This window comes from Streptomyces sp. NPDC051569, from assembly GCF_044454085.1.
Classification (GTDB): domain Bacteria; phylum Actinomycetota; class Actinomycetes; order Streptomycetales; family Streptomycetaceae; genus Streptomyces.
Window position 1 is genome coordinate 209869 of record NZ_JBITDJ010000006.1, and the last position, 24616, is coordinate 234484.

A 24616-nucleotide genomic window follows, 5' to 3' on the forward strand; every position below is an offset into this window, starting at 1 on the left:
TGCCCTGTGAAGTCAAGAACGGGCAAAATCGTTCGGCTTTCTGACTTGCGTTCACACTCATGACCGCAGAAACCCTTGACCCGCCGCCGCGCCAGGCGGTTCAATCCCCCAAGTCCCCGCTCCCGCACGGGGGCTCCGCTGATCGGACGTACTGACGAAGAGCTACGACGTTCACAAGGCGGACCCCTGGAGGGGGCACATGAACAGCCTCGACTGGATCGTGCTCATCGCGTACTTCGGTGTGATGATCGCGATCGGCGTCTGGTCGCACAAGCGCGTGGACAGCGTCAGCGACTTCTTCACCGCCGGCGGCAAGATGCCCTGGTGGCTGTCCGGCATCTCGCACCACATGTCCGGCTACAGCGCGGTGATGTTCACCGGGTACGCGGGCATCGCCTATATGTACGGCGTCACGTCCTTCGTGACCTGGTCGCTCCCGATCGCCATCGGGATCGGGATCGGCGCGAAGCTCTTCGCGCCCCGGCTCAACCGGCTGCGCTCGCGGCTGCACGTCGCGTCCCCGCTCGAATACCTCAAGAACCGCTACGACCTCAAGACCCAGCAGGCCCTCGCCTGGTCCGGTCTGCTGCTGAAGATCGTGGACGTGGCCGCCAAGTGGGCGGCGATAGCGACCCTGCTCTCCGTCTTCACCGGGATCTCCCTCAACCAGGGCATCCTCATCACCGGTGTCATCACCGGCATCTACTGCACCGTCGGCGGACTGTGGGCCGACGCCCTCACCGAGCTGGGGCAGTTCATCATCCAGCTCTTCGCCGGGGTCGCGATGCTCGTCGCCGCCATGGGCAAGCTCGGCGGCTTCAGCGCGCTGTGGACCGTCTGGGACAAGCTGCCCGGCGGTCACGCCGACCCGACGGCGGGGCCGTACACCGTCACCTTCCTGCTGGCCTTCCTCTTCATCAAGACCTTCGAGTACAACGGCGGCATGTGGAACCAGGCGCAGCGCTACATGGCGACGGCCAACGCCCGCGAGGCGACCCGCTCCGCCCGGCTGTCCGCCGTCCTCTGGCTCGTCTGGCCGCTGGTCCTGTTCTTCCCGATGTGGTGCGCGCCGCTCCTCGTCCACGCGCGGAAGCCGGACGCCTCCGACGCGTACGGCCTGATGACCGAGCAGCTGCTGCCGCACGGTCTGCTGGGCCTGGTCATCGTCGGCTTCTTCTCGCACACGATGGCGATGTGCTCCTCCGACGCCAACGCCATCTCGGCGGTCTTCACCCGGGACATCGCGCCGACCCTCTCGAAGGCGGCGCGCGGCTGGTCGGAGCGGGCCGGTCTGGTGGCGGCCCGGCTGTCGACCATCTCGTTCCTGGCCCTGTCGATGGCCATAGCGACGCAGGTCAACTCGCCCACGTTCAAGGACATCATCACCGTCGTCATCAAGTGGGTGGCGGGGCTGATGGGTCCGATCGCGATCCCGTTCATGCTCGGCCTGCTCAAGACGTTCCGCAGGTCGGGTCCGACGGCCGCGATCGTCAGCTGGGCGCTGGGGCTGCTGGCCTTCTGGCTGGTCAACTACCCGATCAGCTGGAACGTCGACGGCGGGGTGCCGCTGCAGTACCAGGTCTCGGTGCCGCTCGCCGTCTCGCTCGTGCTGTACATCGTGATCGGCTTCCTGAAGCCGGAGGACACGGCGGAGCGCGATGTGCTGCTGGCACGGATCAACGGCGAGGGCGCCGGAGACGGTTCGGACCTGACCGCCGCCTCGCTGACGCTGCCGTCGCAGGCGAAGGCGAGCGTGAAGGAATCGTCGACGACGAAGACCGGCGACGCGAAGACCGGCGACGCGAAGACGGGCGACGCGAAGACGGGCGACACAACGGCGGACGACGCGAAGGCGCGCGGCCGGGAGAGCTCGGACGGCTGACGTACGCGGACGAGGCCGTACGCACGCGGGGGGCCCGGCTCACCTTCCCGGGTCGGGCCCTCCGCAGGACCGTTCAGGCACGCGGGTAGCGGACCAGCCAGCCGGACGCCGCGACCGCCGGACCGTGCAGCGACGGGCCCTGGGTCATCTCCATCGCGAAGTCGTCGGCGAGTTCGAGGACGGTGGGCCGTCCCTCCAGCTCGGCCAGCCAGGCGGGCGGCAGAGCCGTCTCGCCGTGCAGGGTCCCGAGCAACGCCCCGCAGAGCGTGCCGGTGGCGGCGGAGGGGCCGTCGTGATTCACGGCGAGACAGAGACCGTGGCGGATGTCCTCGCCGACGAGCGCGCAGTAGACGGCGACGGCGAGCGCGTCCTGCGCCGCGTGCCCCGCACCGAGCGCGGCGACCCTGCCGGGATCCGGAACCCCTTGCCGTACGGCGCCGAGCGCCCGCAGCAGAGCGTCCGTGACGGGCTGGTGCCCGGGGTGCGCGGCGATCAGGTCGAGAGCGCGCCCCACACCGGTCTCCAGGGTCTCGCCGCGCGCCAGAGCGTGGGTGATCACGGCGAAGGCGCCCGCCGAGAGATACGCCGTCGGATGCCCGTGGGTCTGGGCGGCGCACTCCACGGCGAGCTGGCACACCAGCTGCGGCTCCCACCCGACGAGCAGCCCGAAGGGCGCGGACCGTACGAGCGCGCCCGCGTCGCGGGCGGTGGGATTCTTGGGCTTGTCGAGCGTGCCCATGGTCCCGTCGCCCAGCCCGGTGAGACAGGAGCGGGGCGGATCACGCCGGACGTACAGCCACTCCTCCTGCGCGAGCCAGCCGTTGTCCCCGCGCCGCAGGTCGGGCCCCCAGTCGTGCTGGGTCGCCGCCCAGCGCAGATGCGCGCGGTGCACATCGGTGGGCGGGTGCCAGGCTCCGGTGTCCCTGCGGACCTGGGCGCGGATCAGTCCGTCCACGGTGAACAGGGCCATCTGGGTGGCGGCGGTGACAGCGCCCCGGCGGCCGTACGCGGGCACCGGATCGACCACGCCCTCCGGGCCGTACGCGCCACGGATCTCGCCGAACGTGAGCGCGGCGACCCCGGCCCCGAGCGCGTCCCCGAGGGCCCCGCCGAGCAGGCACCCCCGCACCCGGCTGCGGAAGTCCTGCTGCTCGACCCGCCCCCACAGGGCCCCGGTCGGTGTGCTCACACGTCCCACCCTTCCCCTGAGCCTCCCAGAGCAACTGACGAGCACTGTAATCGAACAGGAACGCTGAGTTCAGGGAGCACGCCGACGAATCGGTTCGGGGCAGGCGGAGTTGTCAGGCGCCGTCGCCGACCAGGGGCAGCAGCTCCGGCAGGTGGCCGTCCGAGGCCGCCGCCGCCCGTACGCGCTCCTCCGGGACCTCGCCGTACAGCGTCGTGCGCGGCTTCGCCGGGCGGCCCGCCGCGTCGGCGATGGCGACGAGGTCCTTGACCGAGCGGTACGAGCCGTAACTCGATCCCGCCATACGGGAGATGGTCTCCTCCATCAGCGTGCCGCCCAGGTCGTTCGCGCCGGAGCGGAGCATTTCCGCCGCGCCCTCCGTGCCGAGCTTCACCCAACTGGTCTGGATGTTGGTGATGTGCGGGTGGAGCAGCAGACGGGCCATGGCGATGACCGCGCGGTTGTCGCGGTCCGTGGGGCCCGGCCGGGCGATGCCGGCCAGGTAGACCGGGGCGTTGGTGTGGATGAACGGCAGCGTCACGAACTCGGTGAAGCCGCCCGTCTCCTGCTGGATGCCGGCCAGCGTGCGCAGGTGGCCGAGCCAGTGGCGGGGCTGGTCGACATGCCCGTACATCATCGTGGAGCTGGAGCGGATGCCCAGCTCGTGGGCGGTCTTCACGACCTCGATCCAGGTCGCCGCCGGCAGCTTGCCCTTCGTGAGGACCCAGCGCACCTCGTCGTCGAGGATCTCCGCCGCCGTGCCGGGGATCGAGTCGAGCCCGGCCTCCTTGGCGGCCGTCAGCCACTCGCGGATCGACAGGCCGGTGCGCGAGGCGCCGTTGACGACCTCCATCGGCGAGAAGGCGTGCACGTGCATGCCCGGGACGCGTTCCTTCACGGCGCGCGCGATGTCGAAGTACGCCGTGCCGGGCAGGTCGGGGTGGATGCCGCCCTGCATGCAGACCTCGACGGCGCCGACCTCCCACGCCTGCTGGGCGCGGTCCGCGACCTGGTCCAGGGAGAGGGTGTACGCGTCGGCGTCGGTGCGGCGCTGCGCGAAGGCGCAGAAGCGGCAGCCGGTGTAGCAGACATTGGTGAAGTTGATGTTGCGCGTGACGATGTACGTGACGTCGTCACCGACCACGTCGCGGCGCAGTTCGTCGGCGATCCGGGTCAGCGCGTCCAGCGCGGGGCCGTCCGCGTGCAGCAGGGCGAGCGCTTCCGCGTCGGTCAGCTTCGTGGGGTCGTCGGCGGCCTGCCCGAGGGCCGACCGTACGTCCGTGTCGATGCGCTCCGGCACCATGCCGGGGGCCGCCGCCTCGCGCAGCGCCTCCCAGTCGCCGTACACGTCGTCGAAGTCGTCCCGGCGGTCGCCGGTACGGCCCTCGGTGTCGATGGTCCGGTGCAGGTCGGTGCGGCCGGTGGCGGTGAAGCCCTCGTCCGGCTCCTGCCAGGGCAGCCCGGACGGCTTGACGCCTTCCCTGGCCAGGCCCGTCTCCGGGTCCGCCAGTGCCCGGACGTGCGGCAGCAGCCGGGGGTCCAGCCAGGGCTCGCCCCGCTGGACGAACTCGGGGTAGATGGTGAGCCGTTCGCGCAGCTCGAAGCCGGACTCGGCGGTCTTCGCGGCCAGCTCGTCGATGTGCGGCCAGGGGCGCTCGGGGTTGACGTGGTCGGGGGTGAGGGGCGAGACGCCGCCCCAGTCGTCGATGCCCGCGCCGATCAGCAGGGCGTACTCGGCGTCGACGAGGTTGGGCGGTGCCTGGATGCGGGCGGACGGGCCGAGGATGTGCCGGGCCACGGCGACGGCCGCCGCCAGCTCCTCCAGCTCCGCGTCCGGCATGCCGCGCATCGCGGTGTCCGGCTTGGCACGGAAGTTCTGGACGATGACTTCCTGGATGCCGTGGTAGGCGCGGGCCGTCCTGCGCAGCTCGAAGAGGGAGTCGGCGCGCTCCTCGTACGACTCCCCGATGCCGATCAGGATGCCGGTGGTGAACGGGACGTTGGAGCGGCCCGCGTCCTCCAGCACCCGCAGCCGTACGGCGGGCTCCTTGTCCGGGGAGCCGTGGTGCGGGCCGCCGGGCTCGGACCACAGGCGGGTCGCGGTGGTCTCCAGCATCATGCCCATGCTGGGCGCGACCGGCTTGAGCCGCTGGAGATCGGTCCAGGACAGCACGCCGGGGTTGAGGTGGGGCAGCAGCCCGGTCTCCTCCAGCACCCGGATCGCCATGGCCCTGACGTACGCCAGGGTGTCGTCGTACCCCTCCGCCTCCAGCCACTCGCGCGCCTCCGGCCACCGGTCCTCGGGCCGGTCGCCGAGCGTGAACAGGGCTTCTTTGCAGCCCATGGCCGCGCCCTGGCGGGCGATCTCCAGGACCTCGTCCGGCGACAGGAACATGCCGTGGCCGGCCCGGCGCAGCTTGCCGGGGACGGTGACGAAGGTGCAGTAATGGCACTTGTCACGGCACAGCCGGGTCAGCGGGATGAAGACCTTGCGGGAGTACGTGATGACGCCGGGGCGCCCGACCGCCGCCAGGCCCGCGTCCCGGACCCGGGCGGCGGATGCGGCGAGGTCGGTGAGGTCGTCGCCGCGCGCCTGGAGGAGCACGGCGGCCTCGGCGGCGTCCAGCGCGACACCGTCCCGCGCGCGCTTGAGCGCCCGCCGCATGGCATTGGCGGTGGGCCGGTCCGGGCCCGCCGGACCGTCCGGTCCGGCGGCTCGGGTCGGTCGTCCGGTCCCGGATTCCTCAGGCACGCGCGTCGTCATTCTCTGAGGATACGTTCGGCGCCACGGCCCGACCGGAGACGGGCGGTACGCGCGCCGGACCGGCTGCCTCCGACTGCGGCGCGCACCGGTCACGGCGCCCGACCGGCCCCCCGACCGGCGTCCGGCCATCGCCTGCGGCGGCGCGCCCCGACCGTGCGGCGCGCGTGCCCGGGGCGTCCGGCGCGAGGCCCCGGGCAGGTGCCCGCCGCCCGCCAACCCCCTTCCCCCACAGGCCGGTTCACGGCTGAATACGAGAGTTCGGGTGCACGGACCCGGACGCCCGCTCGCCTCTCCCCCCACGACGTTCTTGGAGCCGCAGGCATGTGCAAGAACCACCCCGACCACACAGACCGGACAACCCGGACAGCCCACGCAGCCCACGCGGAGCACGCAGACCGGGAAGCTCAGGCAGACCAGACAGGCCACGCAGCAGACAGCTCCGGCCCCGCGATGGGCAGGCGGGGGCTCCTCGTGACGGGAGCCGCCGCCGCGCTTACGTTGGGTACCGTGAGCTTCGCGAACGCCGCGCCCGCCGGCGGCGGTGACAGCGCCGGTGGCGGCGAACAGACCAGGACCGTTCGCGGCATCCTGCCGACCGGTTCCCCCGACTTCGTCCACCTCCCCGTCGAGGTCCCGCGCGGGGTCAGCGAGATCCATGTGGCGTACGCGTACGAGCGGCCCGCCGTCCCCGCCGGCACCCAGGGCAACGCTCTCGACATCGGCATCTTCGACGAGCGCGGCACGGCGCTCGGCGGGCGCGGCTTCCGGGGCTGGTCGGGCGGCGCCCGTACCGGGTTCTTCCTGCGCGCGGACGAGGCCACCCCCGGCTATATCGCGGGTCCGGTGCGGGCCGGGACCTGGCACATCGCGCTGGCGCCGTACACCGTCGCCCCGGAGGGCCTGTCGTACGAGGTCACCGTCACCCTGCGCTTCGGCGTCCCGGGCAGCACCCCCGCACCGGTCCACCCGCCCGAGCGGGCCAGGGGGCGCGGCCGGGCCTGGTACCGGGGCGACTGCCACATCCACTCCCTGCACTCGGACGGCAAGCGCACCCCCGCCGAGATCGCCGCGCTCGCCCGCGCCGCCGGTCTCGACTTCATCAACGGCAGCGACCACAACACCCACTCGGCGCACCGCGCCTGGGCCGGTCTGTGGGGCGATGACCTGCTGATCCTCACCGGCGAGGAGATCACGACCCGCAACGGCCACGTCCTCGCCATCGGTACCGACCCCGGTACGTTCGTCGACTGGCGCTACCGTGCCCGCGACAACCGCTTCGGCCACTACGCCCGGCAGATCCGCCGCGCGGACGGCCTGGTCGTGCCCGCCCATCCGAACGCGACCTGCCTGGGCTGCAACTGGAAGTTCGGCTTCGCCGACGCCGACGCGGTGGAGGTGTGGAACGGCCCGTACACCCCGGAGGACGAGATCGCCCTCGCCTCCTGGGACAACGCCCTGGTATCCGGAGCCCGTTCGGGCCGGGCGTGGACGCCCGCGATGGGCAACAGCGACGCCCACCGCGACCCCGACGCCATCGGCACCCCGCAGACCGTCGTCCTGGCCGACGACCTGAGCCGTGACGCGATCCTGGCCGGCATCCGCGCCGGTCACAGCTATGTGGCGGAGTCGGCGAAGGTCTCGCTGGCCTTCGGCGCGACCGGCGGCCGGGGCGAGCACGCCGGTATCGGCGACCGTCTGCGGGCCGGCGCCGACACCCCGGTGACCGTACGGCTGGAGGTCACCGGCGCCCCGGGCCGCACGGCCCACTTCGTCACCGACCAGGGCACGCCGCACACCGTCACGCTGCCGGCGTCGGGTGCGGGCACGGTGGAATGGCGCACGACCCCCTCGTACGCCACCTACGTACGCGCGGAGGTGCGGCACGCCCCGACGGTGCCGGGCCTGCCGGGAGCGCTGGCGGCGTTCACCAACCCGGTCTTCCTCGGGGAGTAGCGCGGGAAGGCCCGTAACGGGCGGCGGCCGGGGGGCGGGTCCCATCCGCCCCCGGCCGCCGTCGATCTGACGCGGCGTCCGCTTCCTCTCACGTCCCGTCCGTCCCTTGCGCTGTCTGTCGTCCGGTGCTGACGCGCCCCCCTCCGACAAGGCAGACTGTCGAAGGCGATACCGGCAGTAGCGGGGGCAGGGGGAGCTATGGACCGAGACGGCATGCCGCACCTACCGGAGCAACGGACTCCGGTCGCGCCACATAAAGCGAACACGACCAGCACGACCAGCACGACCAGCACGACCAGCAACAGCCTCGACATCGGCAGCACCGCCGGCGCCGCCGGACTGCGCTTCAGCGTGCTCGGGCCCGTACGCGCCTGGCGTGGCGGGGACGCGCTGTCGTCCGGGTCGCCCCAGCAGCGCGCCCTGCTCGCCGCCCTGCTGCTGCGCGACGGCCGCACCGCCACCGCCGGCGAGCTGATCGACGCCCTCTGGGGCGACGACCCTCCGCCCCAGGCGCTCGCCGCGCTGCGGACGTACGCCTCCCGGCTCCGCAAAGTCCTCTCCCCCGACGTGCTGGTCAGCGAGGCGGGCGGGTACGCCCTGCGGACCGCGCCGGACGCCCTCGACCTGAACGTCGCGCGGGAACTGGTCCTGGCCGGGGAAAAGGCGCGCGCCGCCGGGGACCGTTCCCGGGCCGGCGCGCTGATCGTCGAGTCGCTGGCGCTGTGGGACGGCGAACCACTCGCCTCCGTACCCGGACCGCACGCCGAGACGCAGCGCGCCCGGCTGGCGGAATGGCGCCTTCAGCTCACCGAGACCCGGCTCGATCTGGACCTGGAGCTGGGCCGCCACGCGGAGGCGGTCTCCGAGCTGACCGCACTGACCGCGGCGCACCCGCTGCGTGAGCGGCTGCGCGAGCTGCTGATGCTGGCGCTGTACCGCAGCGGGCGGCAGGCCGAGGCACTCGCGGTGTACGCGGACACCCGCCGGCTGCTCGCCGACGAGCTGGGCGTCGACCCATGCCCCGAGCTGGCGCGGCTCCAGCAGCGCATCCTCCGGGCCGACGCCGAGCTGGCCCGCCCGGTCGAGGAGCCGGCGCCGGCCCACACCGTCGTCCGCCCCGCACAACTCCCGCCTACGGTAGAGGACTTCACCGGCCGCGCCGCCTTCGTACGGGAGCTGGGCGACCGGCTCGCGAGCGCCGAGGAGTCCGTGATGGCGGTCTCCACGCTCGCCGGGATCGGGGGCGTCGGCAAGACGACCCTCGCGATACGGGTCGCGCACGAGGCGCGGCCGCACTTCCCGGACGGCCAGCTGTACGTCGACCTGCAGGGCGCGGGCGCGCGGGCCGCCGAGCCGGAGGCCGTCCTGGGGGCGTTCCTGCGGGCGCTGGGCACGCCCGGGAGCGCGATCCCCGATTCGCTGGACGAGCGGTCCGCGCTCTACCGCTCGACGCTCGACGGTCGCCGGGTGCTGGTCCTGCTGGACAACGCCAGGGACGCCGCCCAGATCCGCCCGCTGCTGCCCGGCACGCCCGGGTGCGCGGCGCTGGTCACCAGCCGGGGCCGGATGGTCGATCTGGCGGGCGCGCATCTGGTCGACCTCGATGTGATGTCGCCGGAGGAGGCCCTCCAGCTCTTCACCCGGATCGTCGGCACGGAGCGCGTCACCTCGGAGCGCGAGGCGGCGCTGGATGTGGTCGGCGCGTGCGGTTTCCTCCCGCTGGCGATCCGTATCGCCGCCTCGCGCCTGGCGGCCCGCCGCACCTGGACGGTCTCGGTCCTGGCCGCGAAGCTCGCGGACGAACGGCGCAGGCTCGACGAGCTCCAGACGGGCGATCTCGCCGTCAAGGCGACGTTCGAGCTGGGCTACGGAGCGCTGGAGCCCGCCCAGGCGCGCGCGTTCCGCCTGCTCGGCCTCGCCGACGGCCCCGACATGTCGCTGGCCGCGGCGGCCGCCGTCCTGGACCTGCCGCCGCACGAGACCGAGGATCTGCTGGAATCGCTCGTCGACACCTCGCTCCTGGAGTCCGCCGCACCGGGCCGCTACCGCTACCACGACCTCGTACGCCTCTACGCCCGCGCCTGCGCGGAACGGGACGAACAGACCCCGGCCGAAAGGCAGTCGGCGCTGTCGCGACTGCTCGACTTCTACCTGGCCACGGCGGCGCGGGTGTACGCGCTGGAGCGGCCGGGCGACCGGCTGGTGGAGCACCTTGAGGTGACCGAGGACCGGGGGCTGAGCTTCACGGACCGCCATGCGGCCCAGGACTGGCTGTACACGGAGGCGAACTGCCTGCTCGCCTGCGTACGCCAGTCGCCCGACCCGCTGACCCTGCGGCGGGCGGTCGACCTTCTGTGGGCCTCCGCCGACCTGGCGGAGTCGGGCGCCAACTCCAAGCAGTACGGGGAGGCGGCCGCGCTCCTGCGGGAGGCCGCGCACGCGACCGGCGACAAGCGGACCGAGGCCAGGGCTTTCGTCATTCTGGCCAACGTCCATCAGATGGTGGGCCGTTTCGACCGCGCGGACGAAGCGGCGGACCAGGCCCACCGGCTCACCGAACCGGCGCGGGACCCGCTGCCCGGCTGCTGGACCGCGAACGTCCGGGGCGTCATCGCGCTCTTCCAGGGCCGGTACGCCGACGGTGAGAAGCACCTGACGCAGGCCATCGAGGGGTTCCGCCGGGCGGACGACCGGGCCGGCGAGGCGAGCGCCCTCTGCAACCTGTCCCGTATCCACCTGGCGACGGAACGCACCACGAGCGCCGTCACCCTGGCCCAGGAGGGCATCGACGTCTACGACGGGCTGGGGCACTCCCTGCGGGGGGCGAACGGCCGGTACGCGCTCGGGCTCGCGCTCACCCAGGGAGGCCAGCTCACCCTGGCGACCCAACGGCTCCAGGAAGCCCTGGCCGTCTTCCGGGACAGCCGCCAGCGGCTGTGGGAGGGCATGGCGCTGTTCCGGTTGGCCGAGGTCGACCTGACGGCCGGCCGATCGGCGCAGGCCGCGGTCAACGCCGAGATGGCGCTGACGGTCCTGCGGGGTATCGGCGGCGCGTGGCGGCGCGCGAACGTGCTCACCGTGCTGGGCCGGGCGCTGGACGGCATCGGGCAGCCCGGCAGGGCCGAGGTCTGCCGGCGCGAAGCGCTGACCCTCTACGAGGAACTGGACGCGCCGGAAGCCGCCTCCGTGCGCGCGCTGCTGTCACCGGTCACGGCCTCGTGAGTCCCGCCGCGGCGACGGCCGCCCGGGTCTCCTCGGTCACGGCCGCGTGCCGACGGGCGGGCGGGCGCGGGCAGGCGGGGCCGGCAGGCGGGCAGGCGGGCAGGCCGGCAGGCGGGCAGGCGGGCAGGCGGGGCGAACAAGCAAGCGGGGGGCGTTCATCGTTCGTTTATCGCCACCCGCCATTCTTGCGGTACGTCGCACCGTCGCGTCGGGGGGCAGACGGGGCGGCACGGAGCTGTCGCATCGATCTGGACAGTCCTGAGATGCTCGCCGGCGGCCTCGGGGGAGCCGCCTGCGAGTATCTCCATCCATCGCGCAGCGCAAGGAAGAGGGAGTTGACGGGCATGAGTGACAACAAGAGCGCCAAGCCGGCCGTCGAGCCGAAGGACGCCCACGCGGGCTCCGGCAAGGGCGAGGTCACCACCAAGGACATCCACGCCACGGGTGGCGACCTCACCACCAAGGACATCCACGCCACGGGTGGCGAAGCCACCGTCACGGACATCCACGCCACGGGCGAACCCGCCTGAATCAGACCATTCCGGGACGGGGAGCGACCGCGGTGGCGCGGAGGGGGAGCCACCGCGGTCGCGGCATGTCCGCCACCGGCTCCCCCTCCGGCCCGCGTCACGCGAGCAGTTCGTGATGTACGCGCTCGCTGCGCCCGCCCGGACGAGGGTCCCGTTCTTCGGGGTGTCCATCGGCCCTCCGACCGTCCCGCTGTCGACACCCCGACAGCGGGCGGGGAGTGACAGCCCGGCTTCCGGAGACCGCGTGTGCCGCATGGCGCCGGTCAGGCACCCGGCGTAGCGTCGGCAGCGGAGCGGGATTCCGTACAGGCCGGTACAGGCAAGGAGGCGGGCGATGGTCCGCAACGTCATCGGTTCGGTTCTCGCTCTCGCCGGAGCGGCCGCCGCCGTACTGAGTCCCTTCCGTGCCTGGTACGACGGCCGGCACGGGAGCGACATCCGCGTCGCCGACCTGTTCAACGGTGTCACCGGCAACAGCGCCGCTCTCGGGGAATCCCTGCTGCTGCCCGTCGCCTTCGCGGCCCTGGTCACCCTGATCGGCGTGGCGCTGCGCTCACGGCCGCCGGTGGCACTGGCCGGTCTCGTCGTCCTCGGCTTCACCATCCTCTGGATGGTGCGTCAGGGCATGGCGGCGGGCAGTCTCAGCGTGGACGGTCACGGCGGGGGCCTGGGCCTCGGCGTCGCGTACTCCCTCGGCGGCGGGCTCGTACTCCTCCTGGCCGCAGTGGTGATGAGCGGCCGGCGACGGTACGGACGGCCCTCGCTGGACGACCTGCCGCCCATGGTCCCCGTCCCGGACGGCCCGGCGCCGCAGGACTGGGACCCGCCCTACGGAGCCGGGCCGTACGGATCCCAGCAGTACGGATCCCACCAGAACGGGGCCCAGCCCTACGGAGCCCAGCCCTACGGAGCCCAGCCCTACGGGTCCGGACCGTACGGGTCCGGGCCGTACGACTCCGGGCCGTACGGCGCGCACCCCTACGCGTCCGAGCGGGACCGGTCGCACCCCGACGAGGACACCCAGACCCTCGGCACCGTCGGGCCCGGGTACGACGACGCGGATCCGCGCCGGGACAACCCGCCCCGGTGACCGACACCGGTGCCGCTGCCGCCGCGGGCTACCGCTGCCCGCGCCCCGTCGCCGTCCCCTTGACCGCGTCCAGCGCGTAGACACAGCGGTCCTTGCTGCACGCGTACACCACACCCCGGCGTGCCACCGGCGAGCCCGTGATCTCGCCGCCCGTCGCCAGCTTCCAGCGCAGCTGGCCGCCGCTCGCGTCCAGCGTGTACAGCACATGGTCGGCCGAGCCGAAGTGCAGTCGGCCCTCGGCGACGACCGGCGCGCCGATCACCTCGCCGCCCGCCGCGAAGCGCCACTTGGGCGTGCCCGTGACCGCGTCAAGCGTGTACACGGCGCTGCCGCTGCCGACATGGATGTTGCCGTCGGCGACCAGGACGGGCTCGATCGACTGACGGGACTCGGTGGCGATACGCCAGCGGTCCTTGCCGGTCGTCGCGTCGAGGGCGTACACCGTGCCCAGGTAGTCGGCGAGGTAGACACCGCCGCCCGTCACCGCGGGCCCCGGCGCGAAGGCCGGGGGCGAGAGGAAGACGGCGGGCGCCTCGAAGTGCCAGCGCACATGGCCGGTCGCGATCTCGACGCACAGCACGCGCGTCCCGGCCGAGACGTACAGATGACCGTCCGGCGCGGGCAGCACCCGTACGGGCACGCCGCCGCACGAGGCCGCGTCGCCGATGGGGTACGACCAGCGCTCGGCGCCCGAGCGCGCGTCCAGCGCCTTGAGCCGGGTGTCCTTCCACACGTACACCGTGCCGTCGACGACCACGGGCCCGGCCTCCGGCGTCTCGAAGTCCGTCTGCGCCCCGGCCGTCTCCCACAGCTTCTCGCCGCTGGACGCCTCCCACGCCTGGACACCGCCGCCGCGCGTGCCGGTGACGACCGTGCCCCGGTCGACCTGGAGGGAGTACACCCACGCGTCGGTCTGCAGCCGCCAGCGCTCACCGCCGTCCGTGGCGTCGAGCGCGTACAGCGTCGGCCCGTCCGAGGCGTGGATACGGCCGTCGGCGACGGCCATCGCCCACGCCACGTCCCGGGTCTTGAACTGGCGGCGCCCGCTGCCCACGTCCAGGGCATGCACCTCGAAGGAGGTGACGTACAGCAGATCGCCGTCGACGACCGGTGTCCCCCAGACGTCGTTCGACATCCGGAACCGCCAGGGCCGCCAGTGGCCGGGGGCCGCGTCGGGCGGCGGCGCGGGCGCGGGAACCGGCGGGGCGGCCGGGGCCGGCACGGTGCCGGTGAGCCCGTCCGCGCCGGTCAGCCCGGCCGGCGGGCGGATCCAGCCGGTCGCGGGACCGGCATCGGTCACGGACGCGTCCCGCGCGTCCATGACCCGGGGGCCGGGGCCGATCGGGACCGGCGATCCCGCCAGCCGGACTCCGCCACCGGGCGGGGCCACGGGCGGGGCGGGCGGAGGCGGCGGGAACGCCGGGGCCGGCTGGTGCGCGGGCCGCGGTACGGGAGCGGGCTCGGCGGGACGCGGCGGACGCATGGCGGTGGCCGTGGTGATCCGGCCGCCGGCCCGGCGGTGCTCGATCATCGTGGTGGCGTTGTCCGGCAGCCAGGCTGACGCCGTGCCGCTGTCGTCGCTGCCGGAGGCGAAGAGGTGAGGGGCCAACTGGGCCTGCAGGTCGGCCGGTGAGGGGCGCAGGCTCGCGTCACGCTGCATGCAGGACTCGATGAGCGGCCGCAGCTCGTCCGGCAGCCCCTCCGTGTCCGGGCCCTCCCGCAGCAGCATGAAGACCGTCTCGATCGGGTTGGCGCCGTGGAACGGGGCGTGGCCGGTGGCGGCGAAGATGAGGGTCGAGCCCAGCGAGAAGATGTCGCTGGCGCCCGTCACACTGCGCGAGTCGCGCGCCTGCTCGGGCGACATGTAGGCGGGCGTGCCGACCGCCACATTGGTCATGGTCAGCTTGGTGTTGGAGACCCCGGAGGCAATGCCGAAGTCGATGACGCGCGGCCCGTCCTCCACCACCAGGACGTTGGACGGCTTCATGTCACGGTGCACCAGACCGGCGCCGTGGATGGACTGGAGCGCCTCGGCGATGCCCGCCGCCAGCCAGCGCACCGCCTGGGCCGGCATCGGACCGCACTCATTCACTATTTCTTCCAGCGAGGGTGCGGGCACGTACGCCGTGGCCAGCCAGGGCACCGCGGCGCGCGGATCGGCGTCCACCACGGCCGCCGTGTAGAAGCCGCTGACGGCGCGCGCGGCCTCCACCTCACGCGTGAAGCGGACCCGGAACAGCTGGTCCTCGGCAAGCTCGGTACGTACGGTCTTGATCGCCACGCGACGGCCGGACGCCGAGCGCGCGAGATAGACCAGCCCCATACCGCCGGCTCCGAGCCGCCCCAGCACCTCGAACGGGCCGATACGCCTCGGGTCGTGCTGCGTCAGCTGCTCCACTTGCCTGCCACCTCCCCGTACGGGCCACAAAGGTACGGCCCCGTGCCCCCTGATTCTTCCTGCCTGAGGCAACGGTTGCGAACCCGGGGGCGGATCGGGGTGTCCCGTCCCGATCCGGACACCTCGTACGCGACCCCCTTCGCGACACCCTTACCCCCGGGGCCCCGTCCCTCATCCGTCCCCGGCCGCCGGTCATTCCGTCCCGGGCCGCTGATCCGGCTTCGGCTCCGGCCCTGCCACCACGGCGAAGGACGCGCCCTGGTTGTCCGAGAGCACCGCCATCCGCCCGTACTCGATGTCGAACGGCGTCGCGGTGACCCGGCCGCCGAGCCGGACGACCGTCGCCGCTGTCTCGTCGCAGTCGACGACGGAGAAGTAGCTGAGGAAGTGACCGGGCATCTCCACCGGAAAGGCGTCCGTGATCACACTGCGCCCGCCGACCGGTCTGTCGGCGCCCGGTCCCGTACCGGGGAGTGCCCAGACCCGGAAGTCGATGGAGGAGTCGGGGAGATCGGTGCCACGGAAGCCGAAGACCCGCTCGTAGAAGGGGTCGACGCTCTCCTTGTCCCGGGTGTAGACCTCGGTCCAGCAGAAGGAACCCCGCTGGTCCTTCTTCTCGAAACCGGTGTGTTCCCCCGCCTGCCAGAGTCCGAACACCGCGCCGGCCGGGTCGGTGGCCTGCGCCATGACCCCGAGCTCTCCGAGGACCATCGGCTCCCCCAGCATCCGGCCGCCCGCGTCCCTGATCCTCGCGCTGAGCGCCACGGCGTCGTCGGTGGCGAAGTAGACGCCCCACGCGGTGGGCATCCTGCCGTCCTGTTTGGCGTACAGACCGGCGACGCGCTTTCCCTCGCTGAACGCATCGGTGTAGTGGGCGCGTTGGGCGCCCCTGTCCTCGCCGAAGGTCCAGCCGAAAAGCTCTCCGTAGAAGCGCTTGCCCGCTGCGAGATCGGGGAGTGACACATCCACCCAGCACGGCGTGCCTTCCGCCCACGCGGCCATAGCCCGGATCCTTCCGTCTGTGGGGTGCCCGTCACCGCCAAGCTAATCGGCCATGGGCCGTGGCGCAGGGGATGAAATAGAACATTTGCTCCATTATCGCAGGGTGAGGCCGCTGCGACCTTGAGTTATCCACCGAAGTTGTCCACAGGCTGTTGATAACACTATTCGCGGCCGAATGGGCCGGGCGCCCCCCGCGACCCCTCTCCGGGCCGCCTCCGGGCCGCCTCCCGGCCGCCTTCAGCCCTTTCCGGGCCGTCTCCGGCAGCCCGCCGTCCCGACGCCCCCGACCGGCCCCCGCCCCCGTCCACCGACCCCCGGGCACCCCCGCGCGCACAGGCCGATTCCCCATTTGCAGTCGGCCAAATCGCGCTCCGATCACCCCTCGGTAAGCTGACGGCATGACAGGACAAGTACGCACCGTCGACGGCCGCGTTGCTGGTCGGCGCGGGCAGGCGACGCGGCAGAAGCTGCTCGACCGCCTCAGCGAGATGCTCAGCTCCTCGCCGTACCGGGACGTCAAAGTCATCGACGTGGCCCGGAAGGCAGGCACTTCACCCGCGACTTTCTACCAGTACTTCCCGGACGTCGAGGGCGCTGTCCTCGAACTCGCCGAGGAAATGGCCAAGGAGGGCGCCGGGCTGACCGGACTGGTCTCCGGCCGCTCCTGGGTCGGCAAGGCCGGCTGGCAGACGTCGGAAGAACTGGTGGAAGGTTTCCTCGACTTCTGGCGCAAACACGACGCCATTCTCCGGGTCGTCGACCTGGGCGCGGCGGAGGGCGACAAGCGGTTCAGCAAGATCCGCTTGAAGATCCTGAACTCCGTCACCAACTCCCTGACGGAATCGGTGAAGGAACTCCAGTCCAAGGGCAGGGTCGACAAGGATCTCAGCCCGGCCGCGCTGGCCGGCTCGCTGGTCGTCATGCTCGCCTCCGTGGCCTCGCACCAGAAGGGCTTCCAGAGCTGGGGCGTGAAGCAGGCCGAACTGAAGCCCAATCTGGCGATGCTGGTCCATCTCGGCATCACCGGCAGGAAGCCCACGAAGTAACCCGCCGCGAGGTTCCGGGGGACTTCCGTCCCGGGAGCCTTCCGAGCGGACGACCTCGGGGGACTTCCCCCCGGGAACTTTCGCCTCACGTCTCCGCCCACCGCTTGAATGGCGCCATGGACGACGACCAGCAGGACACCTCGCGGGACGCGTTCCGCGCCCTTCTTCGCACCCAGCGCGTCTGGGACACCGAACTGCCCGCCTTCGACCCCGCCACCGCGCCCGACGAACCGCTCCCGCTGTTCCACCGGTGGTTCACCGAGGCCGCCCGGGCCGGGCAGCCCGAGCCGCACACGATGACCCTCGCGACCGCCGACGAGCGGGGCTTTCCCGACGTACGGACCCTGATGCTGCACGACGCGGACGAGCGTGGCTGGCACTTCGCCTCGCACGCGACCAGCCGCAAGGGCCGCCAACTGGCCGCTCGCCCCGAGGCCGCGCTCGGCTTCTACTGGGCCACGCGGGGCCGTGCCGTACGGCTGCGGGGCAGGGTCCTGACCGTCGGCGCGGAGGCGAGCAGCGCGGATCTGCATGCCCGCTCGACGGGGGCGCTCGCCGCCGCGCTGGTCGGGCGGCAGAGCGAAGTGCTGTCGTCGACAGCTGAGTTGGCGCAGGTCAGTCAGGCCGCGTGGGAGCTGGCGCGGCGCGAGCCCGGGACCGAGGCCGCGACGTGGACGGGATACGTGCTGGTCCCGCACGAGGTGGAGTTCTTCCAGGGCGAGGAGCACCGGCGCCATGTGCGGCTGCGCTATCGGCGCGAAGGTGACTCCTGGGTGCGGGAGTTGCTCTGGCCTTAGGGCCTCTCGGGCGTGGCCCCGGACGGCGTGGCCCCGGACGGCGGGTCGGCGGGCGGCGGGTCGGCGGACGGCGGGTAGGCGGACGGCGGGTAGGCGGACGGCGGGTCGGTCGCGAGCCGTGCGTGCCGGTGGACGTCGCGGAACGCGTTCAGCGTCCCCGCCGCGAACATGCCGTCCCGCAGGGTCCCCTCCGCGCGGTAGCCGCAGCGCTCGGCGACCCGGCAGGAGATCTCGTGACCGAGGGCGTGGCCCAACTGGATCCGGTGGAGTCCGACTTCGTCGAAGGCCCAGCGCGTGCACAGCTCCAGCGCGCGGCGGGCGACGCCACGGCCGCGCGCCTCGGGCAGCACCCAGTACCCGACGTCCGCGCTGCGCATCCGGAAGTCGATCAGGCGCAGCCCGACGTGCCCGAGGACGGTCTCCTCCTCCCCCCGTTCTTCCTCTCCCCCGACGACGCAGAACTGCGCGAGGTCGCCGCGCTCGCGCCCCTCGGCGTACCGGCCGAAGGCCAGCGCCGCTTCCGCTTCGGTCGTGAGGGAGTTCAGCGGGGTGTTCCAGTGCAGGAACTCCGCGTCGTTGTACGCGCGCAGCAGCGCCGCCTCGTCGCCGGTGCGCCAGGCGCGCAGGCGCAGCCCGTATCCCCGGACGACGGCAGGAGGTGGCAGGCGCCGGTCGGATGCTTCGCTCATCAGGCCATTCAACCCCCTTGGCGGCCGACGCGATTGGCGAATGTGATCGATTCGCAACCGATTCCGGTCTTGACCGAGACCCAACAAGTCATGAGCCGATTAGGCTCAGTTTTCATGCCGGACGACTTCGCCCTCACCAACGACCGCCCCGTGTACGTCATCGGCGGCGGACCAGGGGGGCTCGCCGTCGCCGCCGTTCTCCGCGAACGCGGCGTACGGGCGGTCGTCCTGGAGAAGTCCGAAGCCGTCGGGGCCTCCTGGCGCCGGCACTACGAGCGGCTGCGGCTGCACACCACCCGCCGGAAGTCGGCGCTCCCCGGTCTCACGATGCCCCGGTCCTTCGGCCGCTGGGTGGCCCGTGCCGACGTGGTCCGCTACCTGGAGACGTACGCGGCCCACCACGAGCTGGAGATCGTCACCGGCGTGGAGGTCACCAGGATCGAACGCTCCCCCGATGGTTCCGGCTGGCTGCTGCACGCGACGGGCGGCCGCGAGCTGACCGGACGCGCGGTCGTCGTGGCCACCGGCCACAACCACACGCCCCGGCTGCCGGCCTGGCCGGGACGGGAGTCGTACGGCGGCGATCTGCGGCACGCGAGCGAGTACCGCGACGCCGGGCCGTACGCGGGCAAGGACGTCCTGGTCGTCGGGGCCGGCAACACGGGCGCGGAGATCGCCGTCGACCTCGTCGAGGGCGGCGCGGCGCGCGTACGCCTCGCGATCCGCACGGCCCCGCACATCGTGCGCCGCTCCACGGCGGGCTGGCCGGCCCAGTCGACGGGCATCCTGGTCCGCCGGCTGCCGGTCTGGTCGGTCGACCTGGCGGGCGGACTGATGGGCCGGCTCACCACCCCGGACCTGTCCGCCCAGGGCCTCCCGCGCCCGGACACCGGCCTCTACTCCCGGGTGCGCCAGGGCGCCATCCCGGTGCAGGACGTGGGCCTGATCAGCGCGGTGCGCGCGGGCCGGGTCGAACCGGTGGCGGCCGTCGAGTCCTTCACCGAGGACGCGGTCGTCCTGGCCGACGGCTCCCGGATCACCCCCGACGCGGTCATCGCGGCGACGGGCTACGACCGGGCCCTGGAGGGCCTGGTGGGCGACCTGGCCGTACTGGACGACAGGGGCCGCCCCCTCGTCCACGGCGCCCGCACCCCGAAGCACGCGCCGGGCCTCTACTTCACGGGCTTCACGAACCCGATCAGCGGCATGTTCCGTGAGATGGCCCTGGACGCCCGCAGGATAGCGAAGGCCGTGTCCCGCCTTCAGCCGAGCCGGTAGGCCCGTTCCGCGCGAGCCGCTGAAAGGTCACTCACCTTCGAGTGACCTTGAGCCCTCCCCATCATGACGCTGCAGCCTCTCCATAACACTCCTGTTATGACATGGGGAGAGATCGAAGTCGAGCCGGAGGTGAAGTGGTTCCTCGGGCTGAGTCAGCAGCATCGTGGTACGGCGGCGTTCTACGTTGACCTGCTCGCCTCTCACGGAGTGCTGCTCGGCGAGCCTTACACCAAGCAGCTGGCCGGGAAGCTCCGGGAGCTTCGTTTCCACCTTGACGGCGAGGCGATGCGCATCACGTACTGGATCGGAAGCGGGCGTCGCATCATCCTGCTCACGGTTTTCCGAAAGCAGCGGATGCGGGAGAACGCAGAGGTCGTCCGGGCGGTTCGAGCGATGCGCGACTGCATGGACCAGAGGCACACAGCCGAGTGAAGGATGACGCTATGAGCGACCGGAAGAAGTGGGACGAGCTGAGGCAGGAAGCTCTCTCTCATCCCGACGCCCAAGAAGCCTACGAGGCGACGCGGATCCGCTACGAACTCGGACGCACGGTGCGTGAGCATCGCGAGGCCCTCGGCATGAGCCAGGCTCAGCTCGCCCGGGCCGCCGGGCTTCAGCAGCCTGCCGTGGCACGGTTCGAGGCGGGTGGGACCATGCCCACCCTGCCCCTTCTCGAACGCTTCGCCTCCGCCCTCCGACTGCGGCTCCATGTCGGGTTCGAGCCGCTCGACCGGGCGAGCTGAGCCACCAGGACCGGGACGGGGCCTGACCTCTCAGGTCGCGGCCGACGGCACCCCCGCCAACGGCCCCCCGGCCGCCGCCCCCCGGCGGATCACCAGGGCCATCAGGGCCGCCGCCGCGCAGAGGGCGCCCGAGGCGTACCAGACGACGTCGTAGGAGCCGAAGACGTCCCGTGCCAGGCCGCCCGCGAAAGCGACGACGGCGGCGCCGAGCTGGTGGGAGGCGAGGACCCAGCCGAAGACGATCGCGCTGTCCTCGCCGTAGTGCTCGCGGCACAGGGCGATCGTCGGCGGGACCGTGGCGACCCAGTCCAGACCGTAGAAGATGATGAAGAAAAGCATCGGCGGGTGCACGGACGGCGCCAGCAGCATCGGCCACCGGCGGGAACTTGGGGAGGAACTCCTCGGCGCCGTAGGCCGGGAAACCCACGTCCGCCGAATGGTCCCGCAGCAGCAGCCAGACGAACGGGACCACCGCGAGCGCGGCCAGCGAGACCGTGACCGAGGCGGGCCGCCAGCCGTGATGTTCCACCAGCCAGGACAGCAGGGGCAGGAACACCAGCTGGCCGGACGCACCCGCCGCCGTGAGGATGCCGGTGACCAGTCCGCGCCGCGCCACGAACCAGCGGTTCGTCACCGTCGCCGCGAAGGGTGGGGGCGTGCGTTCACCTCCGCCCAGACGGTCTTGCCGCTCGGCGGGTACGGCTCCGTGCCCCAGCGGTCGGCGAGGGCCCCGACCAGGAGCAGGCCGCGGCCCGACTCGCTGTCGGCAGGCGTGTCGCAGGCCCCGCACAGCAGCGGGGGGCGCTCGCCGCGTGCGTCGGTGACCGCGACGCGCACGGTGCCGGTCGCCGCGTGGAAGGTGAGGGCGAGACGGAAGTCGCGACCCTGGACGCGGCCGTGGAGCGCCGCGTTGGCGGCGAGTTCGGCGACGATCTACTCCGCGCGTTCGGTGACGACGGGTGACACCTGCCAGGCACGAAGCTGCTCGACGGCGAGCAGCCGGGCCAGGCGGGCGCCACGGCGCGTGGAGGACAGCAGCTGCGCGAAAGCCTCTGCGGAGAGAGGCCGGTGGGGTGTGAGGGCGTTCATGGGGCAACCGTGGCGGGCGCCCGGGGGCGTTCACCAGGGGTGGGCTCCGTACGATGCGTCAGCGTACGGGCACATTCTGTAGACGGTACGTCGTTCTTTCCGTCACGCTGGGTGAGTCGATCGCGGAGAGCAGCGCACGTACGCACCTGGAGGTGGCCGCGCATGGCGGACGGTACGGAGATCATGGACGGCGATGACCTGACGGACGGCGAGGTGCACCGGGAGCCCGACCCCTCGGACAGTCTGCGCACCTTCGGGGCCGTCGTCCAGGCCCTGCGTGAGCACGCCGGTTTCAGCAGGGCCGACTTCGGCGGCCTGGTCCGCTTCTCCAAACACACGGTGGAGTCGATCGAGCTGGGACGCCGGATGCCGGACCAGTCCTTCGTGGAGCTGGCGGAGGAGGTGCTGGGCAACACGGGGGCGCTGCGGAAGGCGGCGAGATTCCTGACGCGGGGGGAGGCGGGGCTGGCGGCCTGGTTCCGGCGGTGGGCCCGGCTGGAGAAGGTCGCGGTCAGTCTGTGCACGTACGAGTGCCGGCTGCTGCCGGGGCTGCTGCAGTCGGAGGGATACGTGAGGGCGGTGTTCGACAACGGCATTCCGCCCTTGTCGGACGAGCAGTTGGAGGCACAGGTCTTCGCTCGACTGGAACGGCAGAAGCTGCTGGGTGAGAGGCCGAACGTCCCGTTCAGCTTCATCGTGGAGGAGCACATCTTCCGGCGGCGGCTCGGTGGAACCGAGGTGACGCGGGTCTTGCTGGACCACGTGCTGGAACTTACCGCTCCGCGTAACGTGACGCTGCAGATCATGCCGCTGGACGCCGAGTTCCACGCGTGTCTGGACGGCCCCTTGCAGCTTCTGGAAACGTCTGAGCGTCGACGGCTCGCGTACTCGGAAGGGCAGCAGAACGGGCGTCTGATCAGTGACGCGAAAGAGGTGAGCCTCCTCTATCAGTGCTATGACACACTGCGCTCGCAGGCCCTGAACCCCCAAGACTCGCGGGACCTGTTGGAGCGAATCCGAGGAGAGCTATGAGCACGACGGAACTCGCCTGGTTCAAGTCCACCTACAGCGGGACCCAGGGCGACAGTTGTGTTGAGGTCGCCATCACCGAACAGACCATCCGCGTCAGGGACTCCAAGGACGTGGCCCAACCTCACCTCGCGGTCGCGCGGGACAGCTGGACGTCGTTCGTACGGTACGCCGCACACGACTGAGCCCGTCAGACAGGGCCAGCCGTACGACACTCGCGCACTCCGAGGAGAGCTATGAGCACGACGGAACTCGCCTGGTTCAAGTCCAGCTACAGCGGGACCCAGGGCGACGACTGTGTTGAGGTCGCCCTCACCGAACAGGCCATCCGTGTACGGGACTCCAAGGACGTGACCCGGCCTCACCTCGCGGTCGCGCGGGACGGCTGGACGTCGTTCGTACGGTACGCCGCACACGACTGAGCCCCTCAGACAGGACCAGCCGTACGACACTCGCGCACTCCGAGGAGAGCTATGAGCACGACGGAACTCGCCTGGTTCAAGTCCAGCTACAGCGGCAGCCAGGGCGACGACTGTGTAGAGGTCGCCCTCACCGATCAAGCCATCTGCGTACGGGACTCCAAGGACGTGACCCGGCCTCACTTCACGGTGGGGCGGGACGGCTGGACATCGTTCGTACGGTACGCCGCACACGACTGAGCGGCTTGCCCGCAGTGCGGCAGAGCTGATGACGCTGTCTTCCACCCTTCAGGCTGACGGCATCCAACTGGAACTCCTGTCCGGTCCCCTTCAGGGTGTGTACGACCCGAACGGGGCGGGTGCCATCGTGTTCGCCGTGCTCGCCGTGAGTGCAGAGGTGGAGCGGGAAGGCATCCGGGAGAAGACGTTGGAAGGGTTGGAGGCTGCGGCCCGCAAGGGCAACGTCGGTGGGCGGCCGTCCGTCTTGGATGACGACAAGCTCGCCGTAGCCCGTGCCCGGCACACCAAGGGAGACAGCGTCACAGCCATCGCCAAGGCTCTGGGAATCGGCCGCGCCACGTTGTACCGCCACCTGGGAGAGAGCGTCTGAGACAGGCACACAGGGACACAGGCAGGCCCCCCGGCATCACGTCGGGGGCCGCTGTCATGCGCGGGCCTGTCAGGCACTGACCTCTGAGTGAAGGGGAACTGGTGGCCGAACGCCCGTGAGTGACTCCGCCCGAGTGAGAAGGTGCGGGGCCAGGTCCGGGTACCAGCCACGGGCTACCGCTTGCAGCATCTCCGCCAGGGCCGCAAGCTCCCCAACTCGGCCGGCTGGGGTGTTCAGGACCGAAGCGAAGTCCAGCCGGATGCGGTCCGCCACATCGGGAACGAGCAGGCTGTTCGCGTGAAGGAGACCCACGTCGTAGCCGTGGGGCACCAGGCCCCACCGCTCCCAGTCCAGCAGGGTCAGGGGCATGGTCGTGAGGTTGCCCCAGTGCAGGTCACCATGCCCGGTCACCCGCTCCACCTTGGCCGGGGCAGGGATGCCGAGGAACTGGGGGAAGGCTCGTTCGATCCACCCGTCCCGGACAGTGACCTTTACTCCCTCCGCCTCAGCGAGCAGTGCCAGGGACCGGCGCAGGTCGGCCCACCACTCGTCAGGCAAGCCGGGGTCGCGGTCCAGGTCGGCCCGCTCTGGGGACACAACGGGGTGCGTCACGTAGTCGAGGACTTCGGCCTCGAAGGCCCACTCGCCGTCAGTCCAGTCGTGCACCTCGTGCAGGCGGGGGCGCGGGACCGCGTCAGGCACCAGCAGGGAAGCCCCCACGATGCCCTCCCCCTGCTTCCTGCCCGCGTTCCTTTTGGCCGTCCGGCCTACCCGTAGCCACCACTCCCCCGCCTGCCGACCGAGGGTCACACCTTGGAACCCCCAGGCCAGCGGACCCGTACACGTGAGCCCCAGAGCCTTCGCCGCCCTGTCGTGGGCAGCCTCCATC

General features: G+C 71.9%; 21 protein-coding genes and 2 pseudogenes. 15 read left to right on the forward strand and 8 right to left on the reverse strand.

Translation table 11 applies throughout. The annotated features are described in order from the left end of the window. Nucleotides 1-199 precede the first annotated feature (199 nt). Nucleotides 200-1882: a sodium:solute symporter family protein gene (locus tag ACIBAE_RS13070; RefSeq protein WP_399284540.1), complete on the forward strand. Its 1683-nt coding sequence runs from the start codon at nucleotides 200-202 to the stop codon at nucleotides 1880-1882. A 73-nt stretch (nucleotides 1883-1955) separates the two neighbouring features. Here the strand turns inward: ACIBAE_RS13070 and ACIBAE_RS13075 are convergent, their stop codons facing one another. Further along, nucleotides 1956-3071, reverse strand: coding sequence for an ADP-ribosylglycohydrolase family protein (locus ACIBAE_RS13075; protein WP_399284541.1), 1116 nt, complete (start codon nucleotides 3069-3071; stop codon nucleotides 1956-1958). A gap of 112 nt (nucleotides 3072-3183) precedes the next feature. Next, the gene (locus tag ACIBAE_RS13080; protein WP_399284543.1) at nucleotides 3184-5832 is read right to left on the reverse strand and encodes a bifunctional FO biosynthesis protein CofGH; all 2649 of its coding nucleotides are present in this window, start codon (nucleotides 5830-5832) and stop codon (nucleotides 3184-3186) included. Nucleotides 5833-6282: 450 nt separating this feature from the next. Between ACIBAE_RS13080 and ACIBAE_RS13085 the strand changes: the two genes are divergently transcribed. From ACIBAE_RS13085 to ACIBAE_RS13100, 4 genes are all read left to right on the forward strand, one after another. After that, a complete protein-coding gene (locus ACIBAE_RS13085; protein ID WP_399284545.1) occupies nucleotides 6283-7785 on the forward strand; it encodes a CehA/McbA family metallohydrolase in 1503 nt (500 codons plus the stop codon). Nucleotides 7786-7983: 198 nt separating this feature from the next. Next, a complete protein-coding gene (locus ACIBAE_RS13090; RefSeq protein WP_399284546.1) occupies nucleotides 7984-11007 on the forward strand; it encodes a BTAD domain-containing putative transcriptional regulator in 3024 nt (1007 codons plus the stop codon). 344 nt (nucleotides 11008-11351) lie between these two features. Then, nucleotides 11352-11537, forward strand: a complete 186-nt coding sequence (locus ACIBAE_RS13095; RefSeq protein WP_399284548.1) for a hypothetical protein — start codon at nucleotides 11352-11354, stop codon at nucleotides 11535-11537. Between the two features lie 334 nt (nucleotides 11538-11871). Next, nucleotides 11872-12627, forward strand: a complete 756-nt coding sequence (locus tag ACIBAE_RS13100) for a hypothetical protein (RefSeq protein WP_399284550.1) — start codon at nucleotides 11872-11874, stop codon at nucleotides 12625-12627. Between the two features lie 28 nt (nucleotides 12628-12655). On the opposite strand, the gene ACIBAE_RS13105 is transcribed toward ACIBAE_RS13100, so the two are convergent. Together ACIBAE_RS13105 and ACIBAE_RS13110 are read right to left on the reverse strand one after the other, a co-directional pair. Continuing rightward, the gene (locus tag ACIBAE_RS13105) at nucleotides 12656-15025 is read right to left on the reverse strand and encodes a PQQ-binding-like beta-propeller repeat protein (RefSeq protein ID WP_399284552.1); all 2370 of its coding nucleotides are present in this window, start codon (nucleotides 15023-15025) and stop codon (nucleotides 12656-12658) included. A 192-nt stretch (nucleotides 15026-15217) separates the two neighbouring features. After that, entirely contained in the window at nucleotides 15218-16027 is an 810-nt protein-coding gene (locus ACIBAE_RS13110; protein WP_399284554.1) for a VOC family protein, read from the reverse strand. 398 nt (nucleotides 16028-16425) lie between these two features. Here ACIBAE_RS13110 and ACIBAE_RS13115 point away from each other — a divergent pair, with 398 nt between their 5' ends. Together ACIBAE_RS13115 and ACIBAE_RS13120 are read left to right on the forward strand one after the other, a co-directional pair. Further along, a complete protein-coding gene (locus tag ACIBAE_RS13115; protein WP_399284556.1) occupies nucleotides 16426-17073 on the forward strand; it encodes a TetR family transcriptional regulator in 648 nt (215 codons plus the stop codon). A gap of 116 nt (nucleotides 17074-17189) precedes the next feature. Beyond that, nucleotides 17190-17870: a pyridoxal 5'-phosphate synthase gene (locus tag ACIBAE_RS13120; RefSeq protein WP_399284557.1), complete on the forward strand. Its 681-nt coding sequence runs from the start codon at nucleotides 17190-17192 to the stop codon at nucleotides 17868-17870. Here ACIBAE_RS13120 and ACIBAE_RS13125 read toward each other — a convergent pair. After that, a complete protein-coding gene (locus ACIBAE_RS13125) occupies nucleotides 17867-18559 on the reverse strand; it encodes a GNAT family N-acetyltransferase (protein WP_399284559.1) in 693 nt (230 codons plus the stop codon). The two genes, ACIBAE_RS13120 and ACIBAE_RS13125, sit on opposite strands and share 4 nt — an antisense overlap. Nucleotides 18560-18673: 114 nt before the next feature. On the opposite strand from ACIBAE_RS13125, the gene ACIBAE_RS13130 reads away from it, so the two are divergent. From ACIBAE_RS13130 to ACIBAE_RS13140, 3 genes are all read left to right on the forward strand, one after another. Continuing rightward, complete coding sequence (locus tag ACIBAE_RS13130) at nucleotides 18674-19837, forward strand: flavin-containing monooxygenase (RefSeq protein ID WP_399284561.1); 1164 nt, start codon at nucleotides 18674-18676, stop codon at nucleotides 19835-19837. 96 nt (nucleotides 19838-19933) lie between these two features. Next, nucleotides 19934-20269, forward strand: a complete 336-nt coding sequence (locus ACIBAE_RS13135) for a type II toxin-antitoxin system RelE/ParE family toxin (RefSeq protein WP_399284562.1) — start codon at nucleotides 19934-19936, stop codon at nucleotides 20267-20269. Between the two features lie 11 nt (nucleotides 20270-20280). Next, a complete protein-coding gene (locus ACIBAE_RS13140; RefSeq protein ID WP_399284564.1) occupies nucleotides 20281-20580 on the forward strand; it encodes a helix-turn-helix domain-containing protein in 300 nt (99 codons plus the stop codon). Between the two features lie 30 nt (nucleotides 20581-20610). On the opposite strand, the pseudogene ACIBAE_RS13145 reads toward ACIBAE_RS13140, so the two are convergent. After that, a pseudogene (locus ACIBAE_RS13145) lies at nucleotides 20611-21226 on the reverse strand (MFS transporter); the annotation flags it as partial. Further along, nucleotides 21211-21669, reverse strand: a pseudogene (locus ACIBAE_RS13150) (ATP-binding protein). The pseudogenes ACIBAE_RS13145 and ACIBAE_RS13150, both read right to left, overlap by 16 nt. A gap of 162 nt (nucleotides 21670-21831) precedes the next feature. Between ACIBAE_RS13150 and ACIBAE_RS13155 the strand changes: the two are divergent. From ACIBAE_RS13155 to ACIBAE_RS13175, 5 genes are read left to right on the forward strand one after another with little or no spacing between them, the layout of a single operon-like run. Further along, a complete protein-coding gene (locus tag ACIBAE_RS13155) occupies nucleotides 21832-22701 on the forward strand; it encodes a Scr1 family TA system antitoxin-like transcriptional regulator (protein WP_399284565.1) in 870 nt (289 codons plus the stop codon). Then, entirely contained in the window at nucleotides 22698-22883 is a 186-nt protein-coding gene (locus tag ACIBAE_RS13160) for a DUF397 domain-containing protein (protein ID WP_399284566.1), read from the forward strand. Before ACIBAE_RS13155 ends, ACIBAE_RS13160 begins: the two co-directional genes overlap by 4 nt. A gap of 51 nt (nucleotides 22884-22934) precedes the next feature. Continuing rightward, the gene (locus ACIBAE_RS13165; RefSeq protein WP_399284568.1) at nucleotides 22935-23120 is read left to right on the forward strand and encodes a DUF397 domain-containing protein; all 186 of its coding nucleotides are present in this window, start codon (nucleotides 22935-22937) and stop codon (nucleotides 23118-23120) included. Nucleotides 23121-23171: 51 nt separating this feature from the next. Beyond that, a complete protein-coding gene (locus ACIBAE_RS13170) occupies nucleotides 23172-23357 on the forward strand; it encodes a DUF397 domain-containing protein (protein ID WP_399284569.1) in 186 nt (61 codons plus the stop codon). Between the two features lie 28 nt (nucleotides 23358-23385). Further along, on the forward strand, nucleotides 23386-23727 hold the full coding sequence (locus tag ACIBAE_RS13175) for a helix-turn-helix domain-containing protein (protein ID WP_399284570.1): 342 nt from the start codon (nucleotides 23386-23388) through the stop codon (nucleotides 23725-23727). A 69-nt stretch (nucleotides 23728-23796) separates the two neighbouring features. On the opposite strand, the gene ACIBAE_RS13180 is transcribed toward ACIBAE_RS13175, so the two are convergent. After that, entirely contained in the window at nucleotides 23797-24447 is a 651-nt protein-coding gene (locus ACIBAE_RS13180; protein WP_399284572.1) for a hypothetical protein, read from the reverse strand. Nucleotides 24448-24616 lie beyond the last annotated feature (169 nt).

Coding starts and splice junctions, on each gene's coding strand:
- ACIBAE_RS13070 (WP_399284540.1), top strand. CDS start 200: ATGAACAGCCTCGACTGGATCGTGCTCATCGCGTACTTCGGTGTGATG.
- ACIBAE_RS13080 (WP_399284543.1), bottom strand. CDS start 5,832: ATGACGACGCGCGTGCCTGAGGAATCCGGGACCGGACGACCGACCCGA.
- ACIBAE_RS13085 (WP_399284545.1), top strand. CDS start 6,283: ATGGGCAGGCGGGGGCTCCTCGTGACGGGAGCCGCCGCCGCGCTTACG.
- ACIBAE_RS13090 (WP_399284546.1), top strand. CDS start 7,984: ATGGACCGAGACGGCATGCCGCACCTACCGGAGCAACGGACTCCGGTC.
- ACIBAE_RS13095 (WP_399284548.1), top strand. CDS start 11,352: ATGAGTGACAACAAGAGCGCCAAGCCGGCCGTCGAGCCGAAGGACGCC.
- ACIBAE_RS13100 (WP_399284550.1), top strand. CDS start 11,872: ATGGTCCGCAACGTCATCGGTTCGGTTCTCGCTCTCGCCGGAGCGGCC.
- ACIBAE_RS13110 (WP_399284554.1), bottom strand. CDS start 16,027: ATGGCCGCGTGGGCGGAAGGCACGCCGTGCTGGGTGGATGTGTCACTC.
- ACIBAE_RS13115 (WP_399284556.1), top strand. CDS start 16,426: ATGACAGGACAAGTACGCACCGTCGACGGCCGCGTTGCTGGTCGGCGC.
- ACIBAE_RS13120 (WP_399284557.1), top strand. CDS start 17,190: ATGGACGACGACCAGCAGGACACCTCGCGGGACGCGTTCCGCGCCCTT.
- ACIBAE_RS13125 (WP_399284559.1), bottom strand. CDS start 18,559: ATGAGCGAAGCATCCGACCGGCGCCTGCCACCTCCTGCCGTCGTCCGG.
- ACIBAE_RS13130 (WP_399284561.1), top strand. CDS start 18,674: ATGCCGGACGACTTCGCCCTCACCAACGACCGCCCCGTGTACGTCATC.
- ACIBAE_RS13135 (WP_399284562.1), top strand. CDS start 19,934: ATGACATGGGGAGAGATCGAAGTCGAGCCGGAGGTGAAGTGGTTCCTC.
- ACIBAE_RS13140 (WP_399284564.1), top strand. CDS start 20,281: ATGAGCGACCGGAAGAAGTGGGACGAGCTGAGGCAGGAAGCTCTCTCT.
- ACIBAE_RS13155 (WP_399284565.1), top strand. CDS start 21,832: ATGGCGGACGGTACGGAGATCATGGACGGCGATGACCTGACGGACGGC.
- ACIBAE_RS13160 (WP_399284566.1), top strand. CDS start 22,698: ATGAGCACGACGGAACTCGCCTGGTTCAAGTCCACCTACAGCGGGACC.
- ACIBAE_RS13165 (WP_399284568.1), top strand. CDS start 22,935: ATGAGCACGACGGAACTCGCCTGGTTCAAGTCCAGCTACAGCGGGACC.
- ACIBAE_RS13170 (WP_399284569.1), top strand. CDS start 23,172: ATGAGCACGACGGAACTCGCCTGGTTCAAGTCCAGCTACAGCGGCAGC.
- ACIBAE_RS13175 (WP_399284570.1), top strand. CDS start 23,386: ATGACGCTGTCTTCCACCCTTCAGGCTGACGGCATCCAACTGGAACTC.